At 62.8% G+C, this 25,528-nt stretch carries 19 protein-coding genes; 10 read left to right on the plus strand and 9 right to left on the minus strand.

The genetic code is table 11. The features are described from left to right. Positions 1-5: 5 nt before the first annotated feature. On the plus strand, positions 6-3,404 hold the full coding sequence (locus BO74_RS02645) for a PAS domain-containing hybrid sensor histidine kinase/response regulator (protein ID WP_496439804.1): 3,399 nt from the start codon (positions 6-8) through the stop codon (positions 3,402-3,404). A gap of 25 nt (positions 3,405-3,429) precedes the next feature. On the opposite strand, the gene BO74_RS02650 is transcribed toward BO74_RS02645, so the two are convergent. The 8 genes from BO74_RS02650 to chvE form a co-directional block, all read right to left on the minus strand. Then, positions 3,430-4,083, minus strand: a complete 654-nt coding sequence (locus BO74_RS02650) for a response regulator transcription factor (protein ID WP_496439806.1) — start codon at positions 4,081-4,083, stop codon at positions 3,430-3,432. A gap of 184 nt (positions 4,084-4,267) precedes the next feature. Further along, the gene (locus BO74_RS02655) at positions 4,268-4,606 is read right to left on the minus strand and encodes a P-II family nitrogen regulator (protein ID WP_305074144.1); all 339 of its coding nucleotides are present in this window, start codon (positions 4,604-4,606) and stop codon (positions 4,268-4,270) included. Positions 4,607-4,652: 46 nt separating this feature from the next. Beyond that, the gene (locus BO74_RS02660) at positions 4,653-6,263 is read right to left on the minus strand and encodes an NAD+ synthase (RefSeq protein WP_496439807.1); all 1,611 of its coding nucleotides are present in this window, start codon (positions 6,261-6,263) and stop codon (positions 4,653-4,655) included. An 89-nt stretch (positions 6,264-6,352) separates the two neighbouring features. Then, the gene (galM, locus tag BO74_RS02665; protein WP_496439808.1) at positions 6,353-7,387 is read right to left on the minus strand and encodes a galactose-1-epimerase; all 1,035 of its coding nucleotides are present in this window, start codon (positions 7,385-7,387) and stop codon (positions 6,353-6,355) included. Then, positions 7,388-8,344 (minus strand): arabinose operon transcriptional regulator AraC, encoded by a 957-nt coding sequence (araC, locus tag BO74_RS02670; RefSeq protein ID WP_496439809.1) that lies wholly within the window; start codon positions 8,342-8,344, stop codon positions 7,388-7,390. Between the two features lie 42 nt (positions 8,345-8,386). After that, positions 8,387-9,583 (minus strand): multiple monosaccharide ABC transporter permease, encoded by a 1,197-nt coding sequence (gene mmsB, locus BO74_RS02675; protein ID WP_496439810.1) that lies wholly within the window; start codon positions 9,581-9,583, stop codon positions 8,387-8,389. Between the two features lies 1 nt (position 9,584). Further along, complete coding sequence (gene mmsA / locus BO74_RS02680; RefSeq protein WP_496439811.1) at positions 9,585-11,114, minus strand: multiple monosaccharide ABC transporter ATP-binding protein; 1,530 nt, start codon at positions 11,112-11,114, stop codon at positions 9,585-9,587. A 97-nt stretch (positions 11,115-11,211) separates the two neighbouring features. Beyond that, on the minus strand, positions 11,212-12,276 hold the full coding sequence (gene chvE / locus BO74_RS02685) for a multiple monosaccharide ABC transporter substrate-binding protein (RefSeq protein WP_496439812.1): 1,065 nt from the start codon (positions 12,274-12,276) through the stop codon (positions 11,212-11,214). 503 nt (positions 12,277-12,779) lie between these two features. Between chvE and BO74_RS02690 the strand changes: the two genes are divergently transcribed. The 9 genes from BO74_RS02690 to galK all read left to right on the plus strand — a co-directional run bounded on the left by BO74_RS02690 (position 12,780) and on the right by galK (position 23,841). Continuing rightward, positions 12,780-14,471 carry a ribulokinase gene (locus tag BO74_RS02690; protein WP_496439813.1) on the plus strand — a complete coding sequence of 564 codons (1,692 nt, stop codon included), beginning with the start codon at positions 12,780-12,782 and terminating at the stop codon, positions 14,469-14,471. A gap of 2 nt (positions 14,472-14,473) precedes the next feature. Next, positions 14,474-15,178, plus strand: a complete 705-nt coding sequence (locus BO74_RS02695) for an L-ribulose-5-phosphate 4-epimerase (RefSeq protein WP_496439815.1) — start codon at positions 14,474-14,476, stop codon at positions 15,176-15,178. 43 nt (positions 15,179-15,221) lie between these two features. Next, on the plus strand, positions 15,222-16,727 hold the full coding sequence (araA, locus tag BO74_RS02700; protein ID WP_496439816.1) for an L-arabinose isomerase: 1,506 nt from the start codon (positions 15,222-15,224) through the stop codon (positions 16,725-16,727). A 100-nt stretch (positions 16,728-16,827) separates the two neighbouring features. Next, on the plus strand, positions 16,828-17,784 hold the full coding sequence (locus BO74_RS02705) for an ABC transporter substrate-binding protein (RefSeq protein ID WP_496439818.1): 957 nt from the start codon (positions 16,828-16,830) through the stop codon (positions 17,782-17,784). Between the two features lie 133 nt (positions 17,785-17,917). After that, positions 17,918-19,429, plus strand: coding sequence for a sugar ABC transporter ATP-binding protein (locus tag BO74_RS02710; protein WP_496439819.1), 1,512 nt, complete (start codon positions 17,918-17,920; stop codon positions 19,427-19,429). A gap of 103 nt (positions 19,430-19,532) precedes the next feature. Continuing rightward, on the plus strand, positions 19,533-20,579 hold the full coding sequence (locus BO74_RS02715) for an ABC transporter permease (RefSeq protein WP_496439821.1): 1,047 nt from the start codon (positions 19,533-19,535) through the stop codon (positions 20,577-20,579). Further along, positions 20,576-21,604: a galactofuranose ABC transporter, permease protein YjfF gene (gene yjfF / locus BO74_RS02720; RefSeq protein WP_496439822.1), complete on the plus strand. Its 1,029-nt coding sequence runs from the start codon at positions 20,576-20,578 to the stop codon at positions 21,602-21,604. Before BO74_RS02715 ends, yjfF begins: the two co-directional genes overlap by 4 nt. A gap of 25 nt (positions 21,605-21,629) precedes the next feature. After that, positions 21,630-22,661: a UDP-glucose--hexose-1-phosphate uridylyltransferase gene (locus BO74_RS02725; protein WP_496439823.1), complete on the plus strand. Its 1,032-nt coding sequence runs from the start codon at positions 21,630-21,632 to the stop codon at positions 22,659-22,661. A gap of 19 nt (positions 22,662-22,680) precedes the next feature. Beyond that, positions 22,681-23,841, plus strand: coding sequence for a galactokinase (gene galK, locus BO74_RS02730; protein ID WP_496439824.1), 1,161 nt, complete (start codon positions 22,681-22,683; stop codon positions 23,839-23,841). 55 nt (positions 23,842-23,896) lie between these two features. Here the strand turns inward: galK and BO74_RS02735 are convergent, their stop codons facing one another. Further along, positions 23,897-25,480 (minus strand): inorganic phosphate transporter, encoded by a 1,584-nt coding sequence (locus BO74_RS02735; protein ID WP_496439995.1) that lies wholly within the window; start codon positions 25,478-25,480, stop codon positions 23,897-23,899. Between the last annotated feature and the right edge of the window lie 48 nt (positions 25,481-25,528).

Below are 25,528 nucleotides of genomic sequence, written 5' to 3' on the forward strand. Positions count from 1 at the left end.
AGGTCATGGCCCATCCCGCACTCCGATCCTTGCGTCGACGGCTCTCGTCCCTGCCGCCGGCCACCGGCGCCGCACTCTACATGCTGCTGGCCGCGCTGTGCATTCTGGGGACACCCCAGTTGATCGCCGGCGGACATCCGGCCTTCGAGTCACCGATCCTCGTCATGCTGCAGGTGTGCTTCATCCTGATCAGCGGCTACATCCTGCACCGGGTACTCGCGCAACACGCGAGTTTCACGGAGCGATTCGCGGAAGAAACCCAAGCCGACGAACTGCTTTCGAAGCTTTTCAACCAGACGTTCATCGGCATGGCGGTCTTGAGCGTGGAAAACCGGCGTTTCCTGAGAGTGAACGAGCAATGCTGTCGTCTGACCGGATTTTCTCGCGACGAACTCTCGCGGAAAGTCGCGCGAGAATTACTTCATCCCGACGATCTCGACGCCGTCGTCGGCAATGTGCTGAAGGTCCGTACCGGAGCCGCGGACTCCGTCGTCTTCGAAACGCGGATCATTCGCCAGGACGGTTCGGTCATCTTCATCAATACCGAGATCAAAGCGGCGCGAAAGGCCGACGGATCACTCGACTACCTGTTCGCCACGGCTCAGGACATCACGCCCCGAAAAATGCACGAAATGGCGCTGAACATCGCCAACGCGCAATTGAAAAGCAGTCAGACGGAGCTCCGCCTGCAGAACGAGGATTTGCTGAATACCAAGGCGGCGCTCGAAGAATCACGCCGGGGGTATGTCGACCTCTACGAGCATGCCCCGGTCGCCTACTTCGCCATCTCCCCGGAGGGAATCATCCAGCGCGTCAACGTCATGGGGTCCTCAATGCTCGCTGTGGGCACCGAAGCGTTGATCGGAAAACACTTTTCAACCTTCGTTGACGACAGTTCCTCCGTGCAGTGGGAGCGGTTTCTGGATGACGCAAAACACAACAACAAGCGACACAAGGCGGAATTGTCCCTGCGCCGCAGCGACGGGGCAATCATTTTCGCAAATGCAAAAAGCACCCTGCAGTCATCTTCCGACACGTCTACCGCCATCCGCCTGGCCCTGGCAGACATCACCTTGCAGAAAACGATGGAACAAAGCCTGCGGATCCTGTCCGAGGCCGTCGAACAAAGCCCCGAATCGATCGTGATCACCGACACCTCTGGCGCCATCGAATACGTAAACGCGGCATTCGTGAGGCAAACGGGATACACGCGGGAGGAAACGCTCGGACAGAATCCGCGCATCCTTCATTCAGGAGAGACGCCGCGGGAAAATTTCGTGGCGATGTGGGGCGCACTGACACGGGGCGAGTCCTGGAAAGGCGAATTCCACAACCGGCGAAAGGACGGCTCTCTGTTCGTTGAATTTGCGGTCGTCGCGGCGATCCGCCAGGCCGACGGCCAGACCAGCCATTATGTAGCGGTCAAGGAGGATATCACCGAGAAAAAGCGCCTCGGCGCCGAGCTGGACAAATACCGTTTTCACCTTGAAGAGGTCGTCGAGCAACGCACCACACAACTGGCGGAAGCACGAGTTCACGCCGAAGCGGCGAACATCGCCAAGAGCGCCTTCCTGGCCAACATGAGCCACGAAATCCGCACGCCGATGAACGCCATCGTCGGTCTCACCCATCTGTTGAGGAACAGCGATCCTACGCCCCGTCAGATGGAGCGTCTGGACAAGATCGATGCGGCGGCCAATCACCTGCTCGCGCTGATTAACAACATTCTCGACCTGTCCAAGATCGAATCCGGCCGGATGGAGCTTGAAGAAACCGACTTCCTGCTGAACAGCATCACCGACAGCGTACGCTCGATGCTCGCCAACGCGCTGCGCGAGAAGCGCCTCCCCGTTTCTGTCGACCTCGGCGATGTTCCCCTCTGGTTGCGCGGCGACCCGACGCGGCTGCGGCAGGCGCTGCTCAACTACAGCGCCAACGCCGTCAAGTTCACCGAGCACGGCCAAGTCACGATCCGCACGGAGCTTCTGTCGGAGGATGCGCAGGGGCTCGTCGTACGCTTCCTGGTGGAGGACACCGGCATCGGCATCGCTCCCGAGAAGATCGAAGGCATCTTCAGCGCCTTCGAGCAGGCCGACACGTCGATCACCCGCCGCTACGGCGGCACGGGGCTTGGCCTCGCGATCACGCAGCGTCTGACGCGGCTGATGGGCGGCGATGTCGGCGTCGAAAGCCAGCCGGGGCAAGGCAGCACGTTCTGGTTCACCGCTCGCCTGCAGCGTGGCCGCGGCATCATGCCCAACGTCAGCGCAACCCGTCCGGATGACCACGAGCACGAGTTGCGCCAGAAACATGCCGGCGCGCGCGTCCTGCTGGCCGACGACGTCGAGGTCAATCTCGAGGTCGCCCGACTCCTGCTGCACGGGGCCGGCCTGCAGGTGGATTCGGCGCACAACGGCCGCGAGGCCGTCGACATGATCCGCACCACGCCATACGACCTGCTACTCATGGACGTGCAGATGCCGGTCATGAACGGACTGGAGGCCACGCGCCTCATCCGCAAACTGCCCGGCCGCGCGGCGACACCGATCCTGGCCATGACCGCCAATGCCTACGAGGAAGACCGGCGTGCCTGCCTCGATGCCGGGATGAACGACTTCGTCGCCAAACCGGTCGATCCCGAGAAACTGTACGCCGTGCTGCTCCGCTGGCTGCCACGCACTGAGGGGGCTGAACTGATGAAACAGGAAACTGCAAACACCGCCGCGCCGGCCGCCGTTGCATCGAAGGAATCGGGCCTGAGGCAACACCTCGCCGGTGTAGCGTGGATCGACATCGATGCCGGACTAGCTCGGGTACGCAACAACGAAGAAAAATTCCGGCAACTCGTCCGGCTCTTCCTGCAGGAACATCGCGGCGACCTGGAGAAAATTTCTGCGGCCTTGGCGGAAAGCGACCTGCAGACGATCGAACAAGTAGCCCACTCGCTGAAAGGCGCGGCGGGCCTGATCGGCGCCATGAAGGTTGCAGCCATGGCCATGGCGCTGCTCGAAACGGTGCGCAAGGGAGAGGATCATCAGGGAGCGCTGTTCGGCTGCCTGACGGCGCTTGAAACCCCTTTCCGCGAACTCGTCGACGGGCTGGAGAACACCGGTGCCGGCGACACCGCGCCCCCCGCCGTGGCCATGGACGACGACTCCGCCAAGCCGGCGCCGCCCGCCTCTCCCGGCGGCGATCGAAGCCAGCACGTATTGCTGCAACTCGAGCGGCTGTTGCGCGATGGCGACATCAACGCCACCGGGTTGGCCCGCAAGGAAAGCGCCAATCTACGGGCCGTACTGGGAAAATCCGCCGAGACCTTGCTCGCGGCGATCGATGTCTTCGACTACGAACGCGCCCTGCTCGAACTGCAAAGCACCAAGGCACGTACGCCCGGAGCCGATTGACACGTCCGCTCCGGCCGGGCCGGAATCACTCGGATGAGCGTTGCGGCACCAGCGGCATCACGTCGATGACGGTACGCACCAGTTCGGCGACCGATCCGGCCTGCAGTTTCTGCATGATCAGTTGCCGGTAGGTCTCTGTCGTCCTGACCCCGATGCCGAGTTCATCGGCGATGACCTTGGTGATCTTGCCCTCGAAGATGCCCTGCAGGACTTCCTTCTCGCGCGTCGTCAATTGCGCGACACGCTCGCCGATCTCGCGATTCCGCTTCAACAACTCGGCGCGCTGCTTGTCGATGCGCAAGCCGTCCTGGATGCGCTCGACCAATTCTTGCGACGAGAACGGCTTCTGGAAAAAATCGAGCGCGCCGCCACGCATCGCGCGAACCACGGTCTGGACTTCGGCATAGGCCGAGATGAAGATGATCGGCAGGTTGATCTCACGACGGTGCAAGGTTTCCTGCAACTCCAGGCCACTCATCCCCGGCATGCGCAGGTCGCTGACAATGCACCCCTGCAGGCTCTCCAGTCCTTCCTGTTCCAGGAATTTAACGGCGCTCCCATACACGACATAGGGCAGGTTAACCGACTCGACCAGATCGACCAGCAGGAACGTCACCATCGGATCGTCGTCGATCAGGTGCACCTTGGAGGTCGTTCGCTCGGATTGTCTGGAATTCATCGGCGAGGTGCGCAAAGGAGTGCGAAAGAGTTGCAGAAGAAAATCATTCAAGCCCAACGAAGCACGATGATACTGGCTTGAGCTTATGGCTGCAACAACATGAATAGAAAAAGAAATTGTCTATAAGACAGGTACTAAAAAAGCCCGCACGCAGCGGGCTTTTTCAGGTTGCCCAGGATTAGGATCAGAGCGCGGCGTCGCCGGTTTCCCCCGTCCGGATACGCACCACCTGCTCGACCGGCATGACGAAGATCTTGCCGTCACCGATCTTGCCGGTATGCGCCGCCTTGACGATCGCGTCGATCGCCGTTTCCACGATGTCATCGCTCACGACGATTTCGATCTTCACCTTCGGCAGAAAATCGACGACGTATTCGGCGCCGCGATACAGTTCGGTGTGCCCTTTCTGCCGGCCGAACCCCTTGACCTCCGTTACCGTCAGTCCGGTGACACCGATTTCCGACAGCGCTTCGCGCACTTCGTCGAGCTTGAAAGGCTTGATGATCGCTTCGATTTTCTTCATTGCAGAACTCCAGATAGACTGCACAAACGCTGCGGATCGTATCAGATCAGTACGGATCCCGGTAGCGATTGGTGATCGGATAACGCCAGTCCTTGCCGAACCCGCGCTGGGTCACGCGAATACCGATCGGTGCTTGCCGGCGCTTGTATTCGCTGATCTTCAACAGCCGCACGACGCGGCGCACGTCGGCTTCGGCATAGCCCTTGGCGATGATTTCGCGCGGACTGAGATCCTGCTCCATGTAGGCCTCGACGATGGCGTCGAGCACGTCGTACGGCGGCAGGCTGTCCTGGTCGGTCTGCCCCGGCTTCAGCTCGGCCGACGGCAGCCGGGTGATGATCCGTTCCGGGATGACGTCGCTGACGGTATTGCGCCAGCGCGAAATGCGGTAAACCAGTGTCTTGACGAGATCCTTGATCACCGCAAAACCACCGGCCATATCACCGTAGAGCGTGCAGTAGCCGACCGCCATCTCCGACTTGTTGCCGGTGGTCAACACCAGCGAACCGGTCTTGTTCGACAGGGCCATCAGGATCATCCCGCGGATACGCGCCTGCAGGTTCTCTTCGGTCGTATCGGCCGGCAGGCCGGCAAACTCCTTTTCCAGCATCGCGGCGAAGGTGTTCATCGCCGGCTCGATCGGGATTTCGTCGTAGCGCACGCCGAGGCGGCGGATCATGTCGCGCGAGTCGGCCAGGCTGATCTCGGCGGTGTAGGGTGACGGCATCATCACCGCACGCACCTTGTCCGCGCCCAGCGCATCGACGGCGACGCACAGGGTCAGCGCCGAATCGATCCCGCCCGACAGGCCGATGATCGCTCCGGGGAAACCGTTCTTGCCGAGATAATCGCGCACGCCGAGTACCAGCGCACGATAGACCTCTGCCTCGGTCGACTGATCGGGAACAAAGACGCCCGGCTGCGGTTCACCATCGACGACCTGCACGATTTCCAGCGCTTCATCGAACTTCGGCAACTGACAACGCACCTCGCCTTGGGAGTCAAGGACGAACGAGCCGCCGTCGAACACTAGTTCGTCCTGTCCACCAACGAGGTTCGCATAGACCACCGGCAGCCCGGTCGTGGCAATGCGCTCGCGCAACACCTCGGCACGCAGCGACTGTTTGCCGATGTGATACGGCGAAGCGTTGAGCACCAGCAGGATTTCCGCACCGGCGGCCTTGGCCCGGTCGGCCGCACCGGCCTCCCAAACGTCTGCGCAAACGTTGATGCCGCAGCGCACGCCATTGAAGGTCGCCACGCAGGGCGTGTCGCCCGAATCGAAATAGCGCTCCTCGTCGAACACCTCGTAGTTCGGCAGACGCTGCTTGCGATAAGTTGTCACCAACGCGCCCCCGGAAAGCAAGGTGGCGGCGTTGAAGAAGCGTCCGTTCTCGGCCAGCGGATGGCCGACAATCACGGGCAGATCCGGCAACTCGCCGGCCAGCGCGGTCAATGCTTCGGCACAGGCGGCATAGAAATCCGGCCGCAGCAGCAGGTCCTCCGGCGGGTAGCCGCACAGCGCAAGTTCGGGGGTTAACATGACGTCCGCCCCCTGCGCCTTGGCGCGGCGGGCGAAGTCGACGATTCGAGCCGCATTGCCGGCGATATCGCCGACCACGGCATTCATTTGGGCAATGGCTATCTTGAGTGGCATAGGCGTAACTATAAACGATAGTCGAGGCCGGCAGAACCGCGACCCGTACCTGTTTCGGCCACTCAGCCCCCGTTACGAGGCTGGATTTGTCACCCTGCCCGGAACGACAAAACGGTCTTGTGCCGATAGGTTTCGCCCGGTTGAAGCCAGCAACTCGGCTGCGGCCATTCGGGATGATGCGGGCTGTCCGGCAGGAACTGGGTTTCCAGCGCCACGCCCTGACAGGCGGCATGGCTGCCGCCATCCCGGGCCGGCACGCCGTCGAGGTAGTTGCCGCTGTAGAACTGCAGCGCCGGCTTGGTGGTGAACACATCCATCGCCAGTGCGCCGTCGCCGGCGACCAGTGTCGCCGCGGCGCGGGTCAGCATCGGGCACTCGGGATCGAGCAGGTAGGCGTGATCGTAACCGCGAGTGATCTGCTGCTGGTCGTCGCACAGGAAATCCTGGCCGATCGGCTTCTCGCGGCGAAAGTCGAAGCCCGTCCCTTCAACCAGCGCGAGATCGCCCGTCGGGATCAGCTCCGGACCCACCGGGAGGTAATGGCCGGCGTTGATCTGCAGGCGGTGACGGCGGATGTCGCTCACCACCCCATCAAGGTTGAAGTAGGCGTGGTTGGTGAAATTGACCGGACACGGCGCATCGACGCTCGCTTCATAATCGATGCTGACGGCCGATGCCCCCTGCACCCGGACGCAGACCGACACGCGCAGTGCTCCCGGGAAACCCTGGTCGCCGTCCGGCGAAACCAGGCTCATCACCACATGCTCGCCGGAACACTCGGCGATCTGCCAGCGGCGGTTCCAGAATCCTTCAGGCCCGCCATGCAACTGGTTCCTCCCCTCGTTCGGCATGAGATGAAAAAGCCGGCTGCCATCCGAAAACTCCGCCCCGCCGATGCGGTTGGCGTAGCGCCCGACCGTCGCGCCGAGGAAGGCCTTCTGGACAAAGTAGTCCTCGATCCGGCTGCACCCGAGCAGCACTTCGCGCGTCGCTCCGGCCACCGGAACGCGGCACGAAAGCCACGTCGCCCCCCAGTCCATCAAGGCCAGCCGAATTCCCGATTCGCTGCCGATCGATATCAGATTCGGCGGATTGCCGTCGGGACACCGGACATGGGCACTCATTCAAACGTTCTCCTGAAATGGGTCGTTTTCCCGCAGAGCGGCGATTCCCGCCTCGCCGCCCCAGAATTCATCGGGGACGACGCACGGCGCCGGCGACGCCTCGCTGGTCCGGCGGAAATCGGTCGGGCAGCTGCCGACACGCTTGCGGAAGACCCGTGAAAAATACATCTGGTCATCGTAGCCGACAAGGCTGGCCACGCGGGCAACCGGGAAACGCGTGGCATGCAGCAGATGCTTGGCCAGGATCATGCGCTGGTCTTCCCGCCAGCGCACCAGATTGACCCCCATCTGGTCGCGGAACAGGTGCGCCAGCCGGGAGGGCGACAGGCAGACATGGCGCGCGACATCCTCCAGCGTAAGGTCCGCCGCCAGGTTGCGCGATATGTGCTGGCACGCTTCCTCGATGCGCGGATCGACCGGATCATTGCTGTTCTCCGGCGTTTCCTCGAAGCAGCGGATCAGCAGGCGTTCGAGCAGGTTGAGCGCCAGTTCCTCGGACGAGCGGCGCCCGGCCTTGTAGGTTTCCTCGATCTGCTGGAACAGTGTATCGAATTCGGCCACCAGCGTTTCGTTCGGGAGCGTCATCCGCCCAACCTTGTTGACTTGGTCGCGCCACTGCAGCCAGGGCGCCCAGAACCCGCGCGGACGGAAATACACCCAGCGGTGGTACCAGTCCGGGCTGTCCGGGGCGCGCCCGTAGAAATGCCGTGCCTCGGGCGGGAACAGCAGCAGGTCGCCGGGGTTGCAGTAAAACGCGTCATCTCCCTCGAAGACCTTGCCCCGCCCCTGCACCGTCATGTTGATGATGAAGCCGCTCATCCCGTTCTTGCGGTCGATGTAGAAGTCGAGCGGGCCGTTCTCGATGATCGGGGTCATCCCGGCCACGAGGTAGATATTGAACGAATACCCCGGTAACAGCGGGTTGAGTTGCTGCCCGGCTTCCTGATGATGGCGCATCGATTTCAATCTTCCGTCACGGGTAGATCGGCCGTTCGCTGATCACTTGTTCTTGTTATACACATCGACGAACACGGCGGCCACCAGCACGACGCCCTTGATCACCTGCTGCCAGTCGATGCCGATGCCGAGGATCGACATGCCGTTGTTCATCACGCCCATGACGAAGGCGCCGATCACCGCGCCCATTACCTTGCCGACGCCGCCGGTGGCCGACGCGCCGCCGATGAAGCAGGCAGCGATCACGTCCAGTTCGAAGCCGACGCCGGCCTTCGGCGTCGCGGTGTTCAGGCGCGCGGCGAAAACCAGCCCGGCCAGCGCAGCCAGGACGCCCATGTTGACGAAGGTGTAGAACGACAGGCGGTCAGTCTTGATGCCCGAGAGCCGCGCCGCCTTCTCGTTGCCACCCAGGGCATAGACGCGGCGGCCGATCGTGGTGCGGTTGGTGACGAAATCGTAGAACAGCATCAGGGCGAACATGATCACCATCACGTTGGGCATGCCCTTGTACGAAGCCAGCAGGTAACACAGATAGATGATCGCCGCCGCGAAGGCGAGGTTCTTGCCGATCAGGAAACCGAGCGGCTCGGCTGCCGCGCCGTAGCGGATCTTGTTGGCCCGCTCCTTGAGGTTCATGTAAACAAAGCCGAGTGCCACCGCCGCGCCGAGCAGCAACGACGTCATCCGCAGGCCGTCGGTACCGAACGGATCCGGGATGAACCCGGAACTGAGCAACTGGAAGCCCTTCGGGAACGGCCCGACCGACTGCCCATGCAGCAGCCACAACGCCAATCCGCGGAATACCAGCATCCCGCCGAGCGTGACGATGAAGGCCGGTATCCGGTGGAAGGCGATGAAATAGCCCTGAATGCCGCCGATCAACGCCCCGGCGGCGAGGCACGCCAGCGTCGCCGGCAGATAGTGCCAGTGGTACTCGACCATCAGCACGGCGGCAAGTCCGCCGATGAACCCGGCCACCGAGCCGACCGACAGGTCGATGTGCCCGGCGACGATCACCAGCAGCATGCCCAGGGCCATGATCACGATGTAACTGTTCTGCAGCACCAGATTGGTCAGGTTCAACGGCTGCATCAGCGTGCCGTCGGTCATGTATTCGAAGAACACCATGATCGCGACCAGCGAGAGCAGCATGCCGTACTCGCGCAGGTTCTTCTTGATGAAACCGGATGCCGAAACGATCCCGGTCGTCGGCTCGACCGCTTGCATGACACTGCTCATTTCAGTTCTTCCCCGCCTTGACGATTGCGCGCATGATTTTTTCCTGGGTGGCGTCCGCGACATCCATTTCCGCAACGAACGCGCCTTCGTTCATCACGTAGAGCCGGTCGGCCATCCCGAGCAGTTCGGGCATTTCCGAGGAGATCAGGATGATGCACTTGCCCTCCCGGGCCAGTTCGGCCATCAGGCAATAGATCTCGTATTTCGCCCCGACGTCGATGCCCCGCGTCGGCTCGTCCAGGATCAAGACCTCCGGACCGGCGAACAGCCATTTGCTGAGCACCACCTTCTGCTGGTTGCCGCCCGAAAGGTTGCCGACGTACTGGAAGACGTCCGGGCAGCGGATGTTCATCTTCCTCTGGAAGTCCCGGGCCACCGAGTACTCCCGGCCGTCATCGATCACCCCGCGCCTCGACACGCCGGGCAGATTGGCCAGCGAAATGTTGTGCTTGATCTCGTTTTCCAGCACCAGCCCATAGCCCTTGCGGTCCTCGGTGACATAGGCGATGCCGTGATTCACGGCCTTCTCGACGGTGCTGACGTCGACCTCCTGCCGGTGCAGCAGCACCTTGCCGGAGATGTTGCGCCCGTAGGTGCGCCCGAAGATGCTCATCGCCAGTTCGGTGCGCCCGGCGCCCATCAACCCGGCGATACCGAGGATTTCTCCGGCGCGAACGTGGAAGTTGACGCCCTTGATGAACTTGCGATCCGCGTGCTGCTCGTGGAACACCGTCCAGTCGCGGACCTCGAACACCGTCTCGCCGATCTTCGGCTCGCGGTGCGGGTAACGGTCGGCCATTTCACGGCCGACCATGTGGCGGATGATCTCGTCCTCGTTGATCGGCGTATCGACGCAATCCATGCTGCGAACGGTCGAACCGTCGCGCAGGACGGTGACCGAGTCGGCGATGCGCGCGATCTCGTTGAGCTTGTGCGAGATCATGATCATCGTCATGCCCTGCGCCTTGAATTCGAGCAGCAGGTCGAGCAGCGCCTGGCTGTCGTTCTCGTTCAGGCTGGCGGTCGGCTCGTCGAGGATCAGCAGCTTGCACTCCTTGGCCAGCGCCTTGGCGATTTCGACCAGCTGCTGCTTGCCGACGCCGAGGTTGGTGATCAGCTCCTCGGGCGACGCGTCGAGCCCGACCTGCTTCAGCAGTTCGACCGTCCGGCGATGGGTCGCCTCGTTGTCGATCACGCCCTTGCGGGAAAGCTCGTTGCCGAGAAAGATGTTCTCGGCGATCGACATCAGCGGCACCAGCGCCAGTTCCTGGTGGATGATGGCGATGCCCTTGTCCTCGCTGTCGCGGATCGATCCGAAGCGCTGCTCGTCTCCTTCGAAACGGATTTCCCCCTCGTACGTTCCGTGCGGGTAAACCCCGCTCAACACCTTCATCAAGGTCGACTTTCCGGCCCCGTTCTCACCGCAGATGGCGTGGATCTCTCCCGGCTGTACCGCCAGGTTCACGTCCTTCAGGGCGACAACCCCCGGAAAACGCTTGGTGATTCCCCTCATTTCCAGAATCGCGCTCACCGATTCTCCTCAGTTTCAGGCAAAAGGCTGGCAGTCCGTGACTGCCAGCCAGAAGCGAAACGCCCCGCGGAACGGGGCGCGTTTTCCGTACCGCAGGTTATTTCAGCTGGCTTTCCTTGTAATAACCGCTATCGACCAGCACCGGTTTCCAGTTGCTCTTGTCCACGCTGACCGGCTTGAGCAGGTAGGAGGGGACCACCTTCACGCCATTGTTGTAGGTCTTGGTGTCGTTGATCGGCGGTTGCTTGCCCGAGAGCAGCGCGTCGACCATGCTGACCGTCACCTTGGCCAGTTCGCGGGTATCCTTGAACACCGTCGAGTATTGCTCGCCGCGCAGGATCGACTTGATGGACGGGGCTTCCGCGTCCTGACCGCTGACGTACGGGCAGGGCTGCTCCGCCGAACAGTAACCGACGCCCTTCAGTGAGGAGAGGATGCCGATCGACAGACCGTCGTACGGCGACAGCACGGCGTGCACCTTGTCCTTGCCGTAGAAAGCCGAGAGCAGGTTGTCCATGCGCGCCTGCGCCACCGCGCCGTCCCAGCGCAACGTGCCGACCTTTTCCATGCCCATCTGCTTGCTGCGCACCACAAGCTTGCCGCTGTCCAGATACGGCTTGAGCACGGACATCGCCCCGTCGTAGAAGAAATAAGCGTTGTTGTCGTCCGGCGAGCCGCCGAACAGTTCGATGTTGAATGGCCCCTTGCCCTCCTTGAGCTTCAGCGCATCGACCAGCGAATTGGCCTGCAGCACGCCGACCTGGAAGTTGTCGAAAGTCGCGTAGTAGTCGACGTTCTTCGAGTTCTTGATCAGGCGATCGTAGGCGATCGTCTTGATGCCGCTTTCGGCCGCTTTCTGCAGCACATCGGACAGCGTGGTGCCATCGATGGCAGCGATCACCAGCACCTTGGCGCCCTTGGTGACGAGGTTCTCGATCTGGGCGAGCTGGTTGGGAATGTCGTCCTCGGCGTACTGCAGGTCGGTCTTGTAGCCCGCTTCCTTGAAGTACTTGACCATGCTCTCGCCGTCCGAGATCCAGCGCGCCGACGACTTGGTCGGCATGGATATCCCGACCATTCCCTTGTCCTGCGCTTGCACGACCGAAGACAGCCCCAGCGCTCCGATCAACAGCGAAGCGGCAATCATTGTTCTTCTATGCATAACGATCCTCTCCGAATTATTCAATTTGCAAAATTGACAATGTTGACAATGCGTTTCTACGACCAACATCTGAAGCAATTTGCATGACTCCATGCCTACCCCCGGGGAAAACGGATCCTGCGCCCCGTCAGCCGGTCTGCTTGCTTTTTCTTGTTAAGCCGGACACGCAGGCAACGCTCCTGGCCGGCATCGCCAAGGGACAAATTCACCGTCCCCGCCCGCCCCTGAGCCGTCACACACCGTTACGCCCGGTCACGAAACTACGGTACATCCAAGGGGCTGGCTTATGGAAGTAGCGACTGCCACGAAACCGATACAAAAGCATAATTATCCATATCTACGACCTGTTTTTCAAAAATTCAGTGCCCATTCAATCAATTAGCCTGAACAGCTGAGCACATCTGTGCATATAAATGACCAGCCTGTCCTAACGCAAACAGGCAATTAATCCATATCGTGCGATCCATAAAACAGCACCACCTCTTCCAACCAGGGATTGTCAAATGTCGGAAAAAATCGCGGAAAAGATTGTCATCGGTCTTGATTTCGGCAGCGATTCGGTCAGGGCGCTGGCGGTCGGCTGCGAGAGCGGCGACGAACTGTCCACCGCCGTCACCTACTACCCGCGCTGGAGCGAAGGCCGCTTCACCAACCCGGCGGCCAACCTGTTCCGCCATCACCCGCTCGACTACATCGAGTCGATGACCGAGGCCGTCCGCCAGGCGACCTCCCTCCTGACTGAGGCGCAACGCGATACGATCGTCGGCATCGGCGTGGACAGTACCGCCTCGACCCCCGCGCCGATCGACGAAAACGGCGACGTGCTGGCCCTTCGCCCGGAGTTCGCCGACAACCCGAACGCGATGTTCGTGCTGTGGAAGGACCACACCTCGATCGCCGAAGCCGAAGAGATCACCGCGCTCTGCCACAGCGGCAAGTACCCGGACTACAGCCGCTACATCGGCGGCGTCTACTCCTCGGAATGGTTCTGGGCCAAGATCCTCCACGTCTCGCGAGAGGACAGCGCCGTGCGCGCGGCCGCAAAAAGCTGGATCGAACTGTGCGACTGGGTGCCCGCACTGTTGAGCGGCACCACCCGCCCGGCCGAAATCCGCCGCGGGCGCTGCGCCGCCGGGCACAAGAGCCTGTGGCACCCGGAATGGGGCGGCGTGCCCGGCCGTGAGTTTCTTGCCGAACTCGACCGGTGCCTGGTCGACACGCTGGCGTATCCGCTGTTCACCGAGAGCCATACCGCCGACCTGCCGGTCGGGCGCATCACCCCGGAGTGGGCCGCGCGGCTCGGCCTGCCGGAAAGCGTGATCGTCTCCGGCGGCGCCTTCGACTGCCACATGGGCGCGGTCGGCGCCGGTGCGCGCGACCATGCTCTGGTCAAGGTCATCGGCACCTCGACCTGCGACATCCTGATCGCCGACGCCAGCGTGATCGGCGGCCGTGCCATCGAAGGCATCTGTGGCCAGGTCGACGGCAGCGTGCTGCCCGGCAAGATCGGCCTGGAAGCCGGGCAATCGGCCTTCGGCGACATGTACGCCTGGTTCTCGCGACTGCTCGGCTGGCCGCTGCAATACGCGGCGCACCATCACCCGGAGATCGCCACGCAATTGCAACAGGTACAGGACAACCTCCTGCCGGCACTCACGGAAAGCTGGGCCGGCAGCATCGACTACCGCAACCTGCCGGTCGTGCTCGATTGGTTCAACGGCCGGCGCACGCCGTTCGCCAACCAGCGGCTGAAGGGCGTGATCACCGACCTGAATCTCGGCACCGACGCGCCGACGCTTTTCGGTGGATTCATCGCCTCGACGGCATTCGGCGCACGGGCGATCATGGAATGCTTCACCGATCAGGGCGTGCCGGTCGAAAACGTCGTCGCCCTCGGCGGCATCGCCCGCAAGTCGCCGACGGTCATGCAGGTCTGCGCCGACGTGATGAACCGGCCGATCGACGTCGTCGCCTCCGACCAATGCTGCGCGCTCGGCGCGGCAATCTTCGCCGCCGTGGCCTCCGGCCAGCACCCCGACATCGCCACGGCCCAGCAGGCGATGGCCAGCCGCATCGAACGCACCTTTCACCCCGATGCAGAGGGCGCCGCGGCCTTCGAATCGCTCTATCAACGCTACCGGCACTGGTGCGCGCAGGCGGAACCGCTTTACGCCCCGGGCGCCGCAGGACTCTGACCATGTTGCTCGAAAAACTTCGCGAGGAAGTCCTCTGCGCCAATCTCGACCTGCCGAAACACGGCCTCGTCACCTTCACCTGGGGCAATGTCAGCGGCATCGACCGCGAACACGGCCTGGTGGTAATCAAGCCCAGCGGCGTCAGCTACGAAACGATGCGCGTCACCGACATGGTGGTGCTCGACCTGCAAGGGAAAATCATCGACGGCACGCTGCGTCCATCCTCCGACACCCCGGCCCATCTCGTGCTGTACCGCGAATGCCCGAGCATCGGTGGCATCGTCCACACCCACTCGACGCACGCCACCGCCTGGGCGCAGGCCGGGCGGCCGATTCCGGCCTTGGGCACGACCCATGCCGATTACTTTTACGGAGAAATCCCCTGCTCCCGTCCGCTGACGAAAGCGGAAATCGACGAGGCCTACGAGGCCAACACCGGCAAGGTCATCGTCGATACGCTGGCCGGGCGCAATCCGCTGCAGGTGCCGGGGATGCTGGTCTGCGAGCACGCCCCGTTCGCCTGGGGCAAATCGCCCGACGACGCGGTGCACAACGCGGTGGTACTGGAAGAAGTTGCGCGCATGGCGCTGTACACCGAAATGCTCAGCCCGTGCCATCCGCCGATCTCCGGCCACCTGCTCGACAAGCATTACCTGCGCAAGCACGGTGCCAACGCCTATTACGGCCAGGCAACACCCGCCGCCTGACCCCGTACACAACCCTTTCCCCGAAAAAACAGGAAGCCAAACCATGGAGTTTTTCAAACAACTGGAAGTCTGGTTCGTCGTCGGCAGCCAGCATCTGTATGGTCCGAAGACGCTGCAACAGGTCGCCGAAAACAGCCGCGTCGTCGTCGATGGGCTCAACGCCGAGGGAAAATTCCCGGTCAAGGTGGTGCTCAAGCCGACGGTAAAGACCCCCGACGAAATCGTGGCGCTGTGCCGCGAGGCCAATCATGCCGAGAACTGCATCGGCCTGATCACCTGGATGCACACCTTCTCGCCCGCCAAGATGTGGATCGGCGGCCTCTCGGTGCTCGAAAAGCCGTTCATGCAGCTGCACACCCAGTTCAATGTCGCGATCCCGTGGGAGAGCATGGACATGGACTTCATGAACCTGAACCAGGCGGCACACGGCGGCCGCGAGTTCGGCTTCATCGGCGCGCGCATGCGCAAGCAGTACAGCGTGGTGGTCGGCCACTGGCAGAACCCGCAGGTACAGGCCCGCATCGACCGCTGGATCCGCGTCGCCGCGGCGGTCTACGACAGCCGCCGGATGAAGGTCGCCCGCTTCGGCGACAACATGCGCGAAGTCGCCGTTACCGAGGGCGACAAGGTCGCCGCGCAGATCCGTTTCGGCTACGCGGTGAACGGTTACGCGCTGGGCGACCTCGTCAAGGTGGTCGACGCCGTCAGCGACGCCGAACTGGCCCAACTGATCGAAGAATACGAGGCGACCTACGACCTGGCACCGGCGGTACAAAAAGGAGGGGAGAAACGCCAGCACCTGCTCGACGCTGCACGCATCGAACTGGGCGTCAAGAAATTCCTCGTCGATGGCGGCTTCCAGGCCTTCACCACGACCTTCGAGAACCTCTACGGCCTGACGCAACTCCCCGGTCTGGCGGCACAGCGCCTGATGCAACAGGGCTTCGGCTTCGCTGCGGAAGGCGACTGGAAAACCGCCGCGCTGCTGCGCACCGTCAAGGTCATGGCGCATGGCCTGCCGGGCGGCACGTCGTTCATGGAGGACTACACCTACGACTTCACGCCGGGCAACGAACTGGTGATCGGCGCGCACATGCTCGAAGTCTGCCCGTCGATCGCCGACGACACCCGCCCGCTGCTCGATGCGCAGCCGCTCTCCATCGGCGGCAAGGCCGATCCGGCGCGCATGCTGTTCTCGGCGCGTCCGGGCCGGGCGCTCAACGCCAGCCTGATCGACATGGGCAACCGCTTCCGCCTGATCGTGAACGCCGTCGAAACGGTCGCGCAGCCGCAGCCGCTTCCCAAGCTGCCGGTCGCCCGTGCGGTCTGGAAGGCCCTGCCGAATCTCGACGTTGCCGCCGAAGCGTGGATTCTCGCCGGCGGCGCGCACCACACCGTCTACACGCAGGGCGTGACGACCGAGCATCTGCGCATCTTCGCGGAGATCTTCGGCATCGAATTCCTGCTGATCGACGAGAAAACTGAAATCCCCGCGTTCAAGAACGAAATCAGCTGGAACGAGGTGGCCTTCGGCCTGCGGCAACCGTAGCCATCGATGCGAATGTAGCCGCACCCCGGTTTTTTGATTCATGCAGTGCCTTTAGCAAACACGGTAGTTCAATCCAACCAGAAGCATAAGGAGAGTCAGCATGCGTACGTCAAGAAGATCCGTCATTTCCGCCATCGCCGCCGGGCTGGTCGCCGGTACCCTCGCCATGCCCATCAGCGCCTCGGCCCTCACCCTCGGTTTCGCCCAGGTCGGTGCCGAGAGCGAATGGCGCACGGCCAATACCGGCTCGATCAAGGAGGCGGCCAAGGCCGCCGGGATCAAGCTGAAGTTCTCCGACGCGCAGCAGAAGCAGGAGAACCAGATCAAGGCCATCCGCAGCTACATCGCCCAGAAGGTCGACGTCATCGCCTTCGCCCCCGTCGTCACCACCGGCTGGGACACGGTACTGGCGGAAGCAAAGCGCGCCAAGATCCCGGTCATCCTTACCGACCGCAGCATCGAAACCAAGGATCCGTCGCTGTACGTAACGATGATCGGCTCTGACTTCACCGAGGAAGGGCGCAAGGCCGCCAAGTGGATGCTGGAAAACACCAAGGGCCAGGGCGACGTCAACATCGTCGAACTGCAGGGCACCGTCGGCTCCGCCCCGGCGATCGAGCGCAAGAAAGGCTTCGAGGAAGTGATCAAGGCCGAGCCGCGCTTCAAGATCACCCGCTCGCAGACGGGCGACTTCACCCGCGCCAAGGGCAAGGAAGTCATGGAGGCCTTCCTGAAGACCGACAAGAACATCCAGGTGCTGTACGCGCATAACGACGACATGGCCATCGGCGCGATCCAGGCCATCGAGGCCGCTGGCATGAAGCCGGGCAAGGACATCACGATCATCTCGATCGACGCCGTGAAAGGCGCCTTCGAAGCGATGATGGCCGGCAAGCTCAACGTCTCCGTCGAATGCAACCCGCTGCTCGGGCCGCAACTGATGAACATCGTCAAGGACGTAAAGGCCGGCAAGCAGCTGCCGAAGCGGATCAACACCGAGGAAGGCGTCTTCCCGATGGAAACCGCGGCCAAGGAATTCCCGAACCGCAAGTACTGAGTTTCACGTACCTCGTCATTCCGGCGAACGCCGGAATCCAGGATTCCGAAGTTCGGCCTGGATCCCGGCTCGCGCCGGGATGACGGAGCACAACACCACGTGCTCTTTTCTGTGATCAACGGAGTCCGCGGTAATGAGTCCAACCCCCGTCCTGATAATGCAGGACATCTGCAAGTCGTTTCCCGGAGTCAAGGCGCTGACCGACGCACGGTTGCGCCTGTTCCCCGGCGAAGTGCACGCCCTGATGGGCCAGAACGGTGCCGGCAAGTCGACGCTGATCAAGGTGCTGACCGGTGTCGAATCGCCCGATTCCGGGCAGATCCTGCTCACAGGCCAGCCGATCCGGCCCGAATCGGTCGATGATGCCCAGAAGCTCGGCATCAGCACGGTATTCCAGGAAGTCAATCTCTGCCCCAACCTCTCGGTCGCCGAGAACATCTTCATCGGCCGTTTCCCGATGCGCGGGCTGGCGATCGACTGGAAGGCCATCGAGCGCGACGCCCGGACGGCGCTGCTCGCCCTGAACATCGACATCGACGTCACTCGCACCTTGTCCGAATTCCCGGTCGCCATCCAGCAGATGGTGGCCATCGCCCGCGCGCTATCCACCGAGGCGCAGGTGCTGATCCTCGACGAACCGACCTCCAGCCTCGACGAGGACGAGGTCGAACGGCTGTTCGACGCCCTGCGCGAACTGAAGCGCAAGGGGATCGCCATCCTCTTCGTCACCCACTTCCTCGACCAGACCTACGCCATCTCCGACCGCATCACCGTGCTGCGCAACGGCGAATTCATCGGCGAATACCCGGCGGCCGAACTCGGCCGGCTGGAACTGATCAACACCATGGTCGGCCGCGACATCGACGAAGCCGGACAGGCAGCAAAAAGCGCCGCCTCCGCCGACCACCCGGCCGACCGGCCGTTCATATCGGTGCAGGGCCTCGGCGCGGCGGGGCGGATGCACCCGATCGACCTCGACATTTACCAGGGCCAGGTGCTCGGCCTCGGCGGCCTGCTCGGGTCGGGCCGCACCGAGACGGCGCGCATGCTCTTCGGCATCGACCGCGCCGAATCCGGAACGATCGCCATCGACGGCGCGCCGGTCAGGCTCAATTCGCCGCGCAAGGCCGTGCAGCAGGGCATCGCCTTCTGTCCGGAAGACCGCAAGACCGAAGGCATCGTCGCCGACCTGTCGATCCGCGAGAACATCATCCTGGCGCTGCAGGCCCGGCGCGGCATCTTCCGCTACCTGCCTAAACGTGTGCAGACAGCGATGGCCGACGAGTACATCAAGCAGCTCGGCATCCGCACCCCCGACGCCGAGAAACCGATCGGCCAGCTTTCCGGCGGCAATCAGCAGAAGGCGCTGCTCGCCCGCTGGCTGGCTACCGAGCCGAAGATGCTGATCCTCGACGAACCGACGCGCGGCATCGACATCGCCGCCAAGCTGGAGATCATGGAACTCGTCAAGACCCAATGCCGCAAGGGGCTGGCGATCCTGTTCATCTCGTCGGAGATGAGCGAGGTGTTGCGCGTCAGCGACCGCATCGCCGTCCTGCGCGACCGCCAGAAGGTCGGCGAGATCGACGGCAAGGCCGCCGACGAACAGAGCGTGTTCCGGATGATCGCGGGAGCCGAGGCATGAACGTCGAACAACGCCCCATCGACCGTCATCCCGGCGAAGGCCGGGATCCAGCGCGTGCTCCGAAAACCTGGATTCCGGCCTCCGCCGGAATGACGAGATAACGATGAAAAACACTCTCAGCCAACTTACCCGCAGCCACCTGTTCTGGCCCTGCGTCACGCTCGTGCTGCTGTGCCTGGCCAACGTCTATTTCAACCCCGGTTTCTTCGACATCGAGCTCAAGGACGGCCACCTCTACGGCAGCGTGATCGACATCCTCAACCGTGCCGCGCCGCTGATGCTGATCGCCATGGGCATGACGCTGGTGATCGCCACGCGCGGCATCGACATCTCGGTCGGCGCCACGGTCGCCATCGCCGGCGCCGTCGTCGCCGCGCTGATCGGCGGCTCGCTGGTGATCAAGGACGGTGTGCAGACCTACGTTTCGAACGTGCCGATGCCGCTGGCCATCGTCGCGGCACTGGCCGTCGCCCTGCTCTGCGGCCTATGGAACGGCCTGCTCGTCGCCGGCGCCGGGATGCAGCCGATCGTCGCCACGCTGATCCTGATGGTCGCCGGCCGGGGTGTCGCCCAGCTGATAACCGAGGGGCAGATCGTCACGGTGTACTACGAGCCGTTTTTCTTCATCGGCAACGGCTTCATCTTCGGTATCCCGGTGTCGCTGTACATCGTCGCCGTCGTGCTCGCCGTCCTGCTCCTGCTCACCAAACGCACTGCGCTCGGCCTGTTCATCGAATCTGTCGGCATCAACCCGGTCGCCTCGCGCTTTTCCGGCATCAGCGCCCGCGCCCTGGTGTTCTGGGTCTACGCCTTCTGCGCGGTGACGGCGGGCATTGCCGCGCTGATCATCACCTCCAACGTGAAGAGCGCCGACGCCAACAACGCCGGCCTGCTGCTCGAACTCGACGCGATCCTCGCCGTCGCTCTCGGCGGCACCTCGCTGGCGGGCGGACGCTTCTACCTGATCGGCACTCTGATCGGCGCGCTGATCATCCAGACGCTGACCTACGCCATCTACTCGCTCGGCGTGCCGCCGGAGATCAACATGGTCGTCAAGGCCATCGTCGTCTTCGGCGTCTGCCTGATCCAGTCGCCGGCCCTGCGCGACCTGTTGCTGAAACATGCACTACGCACTGGAGGAACGGCATGAACCTGGCCAGAACAATCAACACCCGCACCCTGCCGCTGCTCGTCACCAGCGTCCTGTTCGCGCTGCTCTTCGATTTCGGCTCGGTCTCCTACGACAACTTCTTTTCCGTGCAGGTGTTCCTCAACCTGTTGATCGACAACGCCTTCGTCGCCGTCGTGGCGATTGGCATGACCTTCGTGATCCTCACCGGCGGCATCGACCTCTCGGTCGGTTCCATCGTCGCCCTGACCACGATGGTCACTGCAGCGCTCGTCGAGCAGCACCACTGGAGCATCTGGGTCGTCGTGCCGCTGGTGCTGGCCATCGGCTCACTCTTCGGCTTGCTGACGGGATCGCTGATCCATTATTTCCGCATGCAGCCGTTCATCGTCACGCTCGGCGGCATGTTCCTCGCACGCGGCCTGTGCTACGTGATCAGCATCGATTCGATCGCCATTACCGACCCCACCTACGCGGCGATTTCAGAATACCGCATCAGTTTCGGCGAAGAAGCCTTCCTCTCGGTCAGCGCCATCATTTCCCTCCTCACGTTGGCGCTGGCCATTTTTCTTGCGCAATACACGCGCTTCGGCCGCACCGTCTACGCCATCGGCGGCAATGAACGCTCGGCGCTGCTGATGGGCCTGCCGGTCGGGCGCACCAAGATCCTGGTCTACACCCTGAGCGGTTTCTGCTCCGCGCTCGGCGGCGTGCTCGTCACCTTCTACATGCTTTCCGGCTATGGCCTGCATGCGCTCGGCCTGGAGATGGATGCCATCGCCGCGGCGGTGATCGGCGGCACGCTGCTCACCGGCGGCGTCGGCTACGTCGCCGGCTCGCTGGTCGGCGTGATGATCCTCGGGGTGATCCAGTCGCTGATCGCCTTCGACGGCTCGCTGAGCTCGTGGTGGACGCGCATCGCCATCGGCGTCCTGCTCTGCGCGTTCTGCCTCATGCAGCGGCTGCTCGAACAGGGCGGATCGAACCTCGGCGCGATCTTCTCGTACTGGAAAAAACCGGCAGAAGAAAGCGCCCCCGCCCGGTAACGTTCAACGTCTCTGGAAAACCTCCATGTTCGACCCCGCCGACCATCCGCATCGTCGCTTCAACCCGCTGACCGGCACCTGGGTGCTGGTCTCCCCGCACCGCGCCAAGCGCCCGTGGCAGGGCCAGCAGGAAACGCCCGACCACTCCGCCCGGCCGGCGCATGACCCGGCGTGCTATCTGTGTGCCGGCAACAAGCGCGTCACCGACGAAACGAATCCCGACTACACCGGCACCTTCGTGTTTACCAACGACTTCGCCGCGCTGACCGCCGATGCGCCCGATGCGCCCGCGCCGACCAGTCCGTTGTTCCAGTCCGCCACCGCACGCGGCACCAGCCGCGTGATCTGCTTCTCGCCCGACCACAGCAAGAGTCTGCCCGAGTTGCCGCTGCCGGCAATCCGCGGCGTCATAGACACCTGGTGCGAACAGACCACCGAACTCGGCGCGACCTACCCCTGGGTGCAGGTCTTCGAGAACAAGGGGGCGATGATGGGTTGCTCGAACCCGCATCCGCACGGCCAGATCTGGGCCAACAGTTTCGTGCCCAACGAGCCGGCGGCGGAGGATCGCCATCAGTGGGAGTACTTTGCAAAGGTCGGGCGGCCGTTGCTGCTTGACTACGCCGACGCTGAGGCTGGTGGCCCACGAGTCGTTGTGGAAACCGAACTCTGGCTGGCTGTCGTGCCGTACTGGGCAGCGTGGCCGTTCGAGACGCTGTTGTTGCCCAAGACGCCGGCGCTGCGCCTGCCGGATCTCGACGATGTCCGTCGGGACGACCTGGCCGTGGCGATGAAGCAACTGACCAGCCGTTACGACAACCTCTTTCAGTGTTCCTTTCCGTATTCGATGGGCTGGCACGGTGCGCCGTTCAACAGAGGGGATCACGCGCACTGGCAACTGCACGCGCATTTTTACCCACCGTTGTTGCGTTCAGCGAGTGTGCGCAAGTTCATGGTGGGCTACGAGATGCTCGCCGAACCGCAGCGCGACCTGACGCCCGAACAGGCGGCCGACCGGCTGCGTGCGGTCGGTGCCGTACATTTCCTTGAATCCTGATTCCGTCTTTTCCGTCCTCATGGATCCTTTGCGTTCTGCCCGAGAGACTTTCGTCTCCGCCTTCGGCGCCCCTCCCGTTTTCGCGGTGCAGGCGCCTGGCCGCGTCAACCTGATCGGGGAACATACCGACTACAACGACGGCTTCGTACTGCCCTGCGCGATCAACTACCGCACGGTGATCTGCGGTTCGCCAAGGAATGACGACTTGGTCCGTCTCGTCGCCACCGACTACGGCGACGAACACGACGAATTTCGCCTCAGCACCGTGATCGAACCGCGCCACGACCGCCAGTGGGCAAACTACGTACGAGGCGTCGTCGAGTATCTACAGGAAGCCGGGCATACCGTTCGCGGCGCCGATCTGGCGATCAGCGGCAACGTCCCGCAGGGCGCGGGGCTGAGTTCCTCCGCTTCGCTCGAGGTCGCCACCGGCCAGTTCTTCAAGGTCCTTGGCGGCCTCGCGATCGACCCGACCGAGCTGGCGCTGATCGGCCAGCGTGCCGAGAACCGCTTCGTCGGCTGCAACTGCGGGATCATGGATCAGTTGATCTCGGCGCGCGGCGAGGCCGGGCATGCGTTGCTGATCGATTGCCGCAGCCTGCGCACCCGATCGGTGGCGATGCCAGAAGGAGTCGCGGTGGTGATCGTCAATTCGAACGTCCAAAGGGGCCTCGTCGGCAGCGAATACAACACGCGCCGCCGGCAGTGCGAGGAAGCGGCGCGCTTCTTCGGCGTCACGGCGCTACGCGACGTTAACCTCGATACCTACACGGCGAGGGCCGCGGGACTCGATCCGGTCGTCGCCCGCCGGGCCCGCCACATCATCACCGACAGCGGGCGCGCCGTCGATCTGGCGGAGGCTCTGCCCGCCGGTGACCTGCGGCGCATCGGCCAACTGATGGCCGATTCACACGCGTCGATGCGCGACGACTTCGAGATCACCTGCCCGCAGGTCGATGCGCTGGTGGAGATCGTCAAGGACGTCATCGGCGACGCCGGCGGCGCGCGCATGACAGGCGGCGGCTTCGGGGGATGTGTCGTCGCCCTCGTACCCGACCACCTCGTCACATCGGTGCGCACCGCCGTCACGGAGCATTACCCCGCTGCCACCGGCCTGCAGCCGGATATCTATGTCTGTCACCCCTCCCCTGGCACAGGCGTCTGCGAGGAGAACCATTGAAAAACGGACGGTGCGCTGAAGCAGACCGTCCGTTCTTTTTCATCACTCCAGACAATCAGGAGGGCAGCATTACGCCCCGGATCGTGAAGTACAGCACGGCGGCCATGGCCGCAGAGGCGGGCACGGTGATGACCCACGCCGCGGCAATACGGATCACCTGCGACCGTTTGACGAGTTCGCGTTTGTGCAACTTTTTTAGCCCCTTGCGCTCGTCCTTGGAGACGACGCCCGGCGAAGCGACAGCTTTCCCCCGCGCCTTGAGATCACGCAGCATCGCACCTTTTTCCTGGATCGATGCTTTTTCGAATTCATCGATAAAGGCGGCCACTGCGGCAGCTCCCTCTCCGGCATGATGCGCATGGATCTCGGCAAGCATGCGATCGTAGTTGGTCTTCAGATATTCCCGCAGGAAACCTACGCCGAACACACCGCCGACGGCGATGTGGGTTGAACTGACCGGCAAGCCCAGCTGGCTGGCGACGATCACGGTGATCGTCGCCCCCATGGCAATGCAATAGGCGCGCATCTGGTCCAGTTCGGTAATCTCCGAACCGACGGTACGGATGACCTTGGGACCGAACAGCACAAGGCCGAAGGAAATTCCAACCGCCCCGAGCATCATCACGAAGAGGGGAATCGGCGCAGATTTGTGGATCACACCAGCGCCGGTAACGATGTCAACAATCGCAGCCAACGGACCGATCGCATTCGCCACGTCATTCGAACCATGGGCGAAACTCAACAGCGCCGCAGCGAAGATGAGAGGCACGTTGAACAGGCGATTGACGCTCTCCTTGGTGTTCGACGCAAGGGCACCAGTCCGGCTCAGTCTCTTTCGCACGATGAAGAACACCACCGCCCCCGCCACCAGACCATAAGCGACGGCCGCACCGAAACCCACTTTCCAGATCTTGCTCAAGCCCTTCAGCAACAGATAGCAGGTGAAAATCGAGACCATCAGCCCGACGAGAAGCGGAACCGTACGACATGCCGCATCGCTCATGTCCTGCTGGTAGGTGATGCTGCGCTTGACCAGATAGAGGAAGGACGCAGCGAAGAAGGCGCCGAGGACCGGCGAGATGACCCAGCTTGCCGCGATGCTGCCCATCGTTGACCAGTTGACGATATCCGCCCCGGCAGCGGCAACCCCCGCCCCCAGCACCGCGCCGACGATCGAGTGCGTGGTCGAGACCGGCGCTCCGACCGCTGTGGCAATATTCAGCCACAGCGCCCCGGCCAGCAGCGCAGCGAGCATCAGCCAGACAAACACGTTCGAATTTGGAATGAGATCGGGATTGATGATTCCGCTGCGAATCGTGCCGACGACCTCGCCCCCGGCAATCAGAGCCCCGGCAGCTTCGAAAACGGCAGCAATGACCAGAGCTCCGCCCATGTTCAGCGCCTTGGAACCGACCGCCGGGCCGACGTTGTTGGCGACATCGTTGGCACCGATGTTCATCGCCATGTAGCCGCCAACCGCGACAGCGACCAGGAAAAACAGGTTCGGCTGGGCGGTTCCGTAGCGCGCGGAGTAGAAAACGGCGGCGGCGATGAAAACGACGCCTACGACCAGACGGAACATATCCCGGAAAGCCGAGCGCGACTTACCTCCGACAGGGCTAGCCTGAACGGATTCCATTTTGGTGCCTGGCATTCAATCTCCCTTTATTTTCAAAACTCAAGTACG

The organism is Propionivibrio pelophilus DSM 12018, assembly GCF_059569095.1.

Bases quoted from the DNA above. Each gene is read 5' to 3' on its own strand.
- BO74_RS02645 (WP_496439804.1), top strand. From the start codon at position 6: ATGGCCCATCCCGCACTCCGATCCTTGCGTCGACGGCTCTCGTCCCTG.
- BO74_RS02705 (WP_496439818.1), top strand. From the start codon at position 16,828: ATGCGTACGTCAAGAAGATCCGTCATTTCCGCCATCGCCGCCGGGCTG.
- araA (WP_496439816.1), top strand. From the start codon at position 15,222: ATGGAGTTTTTCAAACAACTGGAAGTCTGGTTCGTCGTCGGCAGCCAG.
- BO74_RS02690 (WP_496439813.1), top strand. From the start codon at position 12,780: ATGTCGGAAAAAATCGCGGAAAAGATTGTCATCGGTCTTGATTTCGGC.
- BO74_RS02715 (WP_496439821.1), top strand. From the start codon at position 19,533: ATGAAAAACACTCTCAGCCAACTTACCCGCAGCCACCTGTTCTGGCCC.
- BO74_RS02660 (WP_496439807.1), bottom strand. From the start codon at position 6,263: ATGCCACTCAAGATAGCCATTGCCCAAATGAATGCCGTGGTCGGCGAT.
- galK (WP_496439824.1), top strand. From the start codon at position 22,681: ATGGATCCTTTGCGTTCTGCCCGAGAGACTTTCGTCTCCGCCTTCGGC.
- BO74_RS02735 (WP_496439995.1), bottom strand. From the start codon at position 25,480: ATGGAATCCGTTCAGGCTAGCCCTGTCGGAGGTAAGTCGCGCTCGGCT.
- BO74_RS02695 (WP_496439815.1), top strand. From the start codon at position 14,474: ATGTTGCTCGAAAAACTTCGCGAGGAAGTCCTCTGCGCCAATCTCGAC.
- BO74_RS02655 (WP_305074144.1), bottom strand. From the start codon at position 4,606: ATGAAGAAAATCGAAGCGATCATCAAGCCTTTCAAGCTCGACGAAGTG.
- galM (WP_496439808.1), bottom strand. From the start codon at position 7,387: ATGAGTGCCCATGTCCGGTGTCCCGACGGCAATCCGCCGAATCTGATA.
- BO74_RS02710 (WP_496439819.1), top strand. From the start codon at position 17,918: ATGAGTCCAACCCCCGTCCTGATAATGCAGGACATCTGCAAGTCGTTT.
- mmsB (WP_496439810.1), bottom strand. From the start codon at position 9,583: ATGAGCAGTGTCATGCAAGCGGTCGAGCCGACGACCGGGATCGTTTCG.
- chvE (WP_496439812.1), bottom strand. From the start codon at position 12,276: ATGCATAGAAGAACAATGATTGCCGCTTCGCTGTTGATCGGAGCGCTG.
- BO74_RS02725 (WP_496439823.1), top strand. From the start codon at position 21,630: ATGTTCGACCCCGCCGACCATCCGCATCGTCGCTTCAACCCGCTGACC.
- yjfF (WP_496439822.1), top strand. From the start codon at position 20,576: ATGAACCTGGCCAGAACAATCAACACCCGCACCCTGCCGCTGCTCGTC.
- BO74_RS02650 (WP_496439806.1), bottom strand. From the start codon at position 4,083: ATGAATTCCAGACAATCCGAGCGAACGACCTCCAAGGTGCACCTGATC.
- araC (WP_496439809.1), bottom strand. From the start codon at position 8,344: ATGCGCCATCATCAGGAAGCCGGGCAGCAACTCAACCCGCTGTTACCG.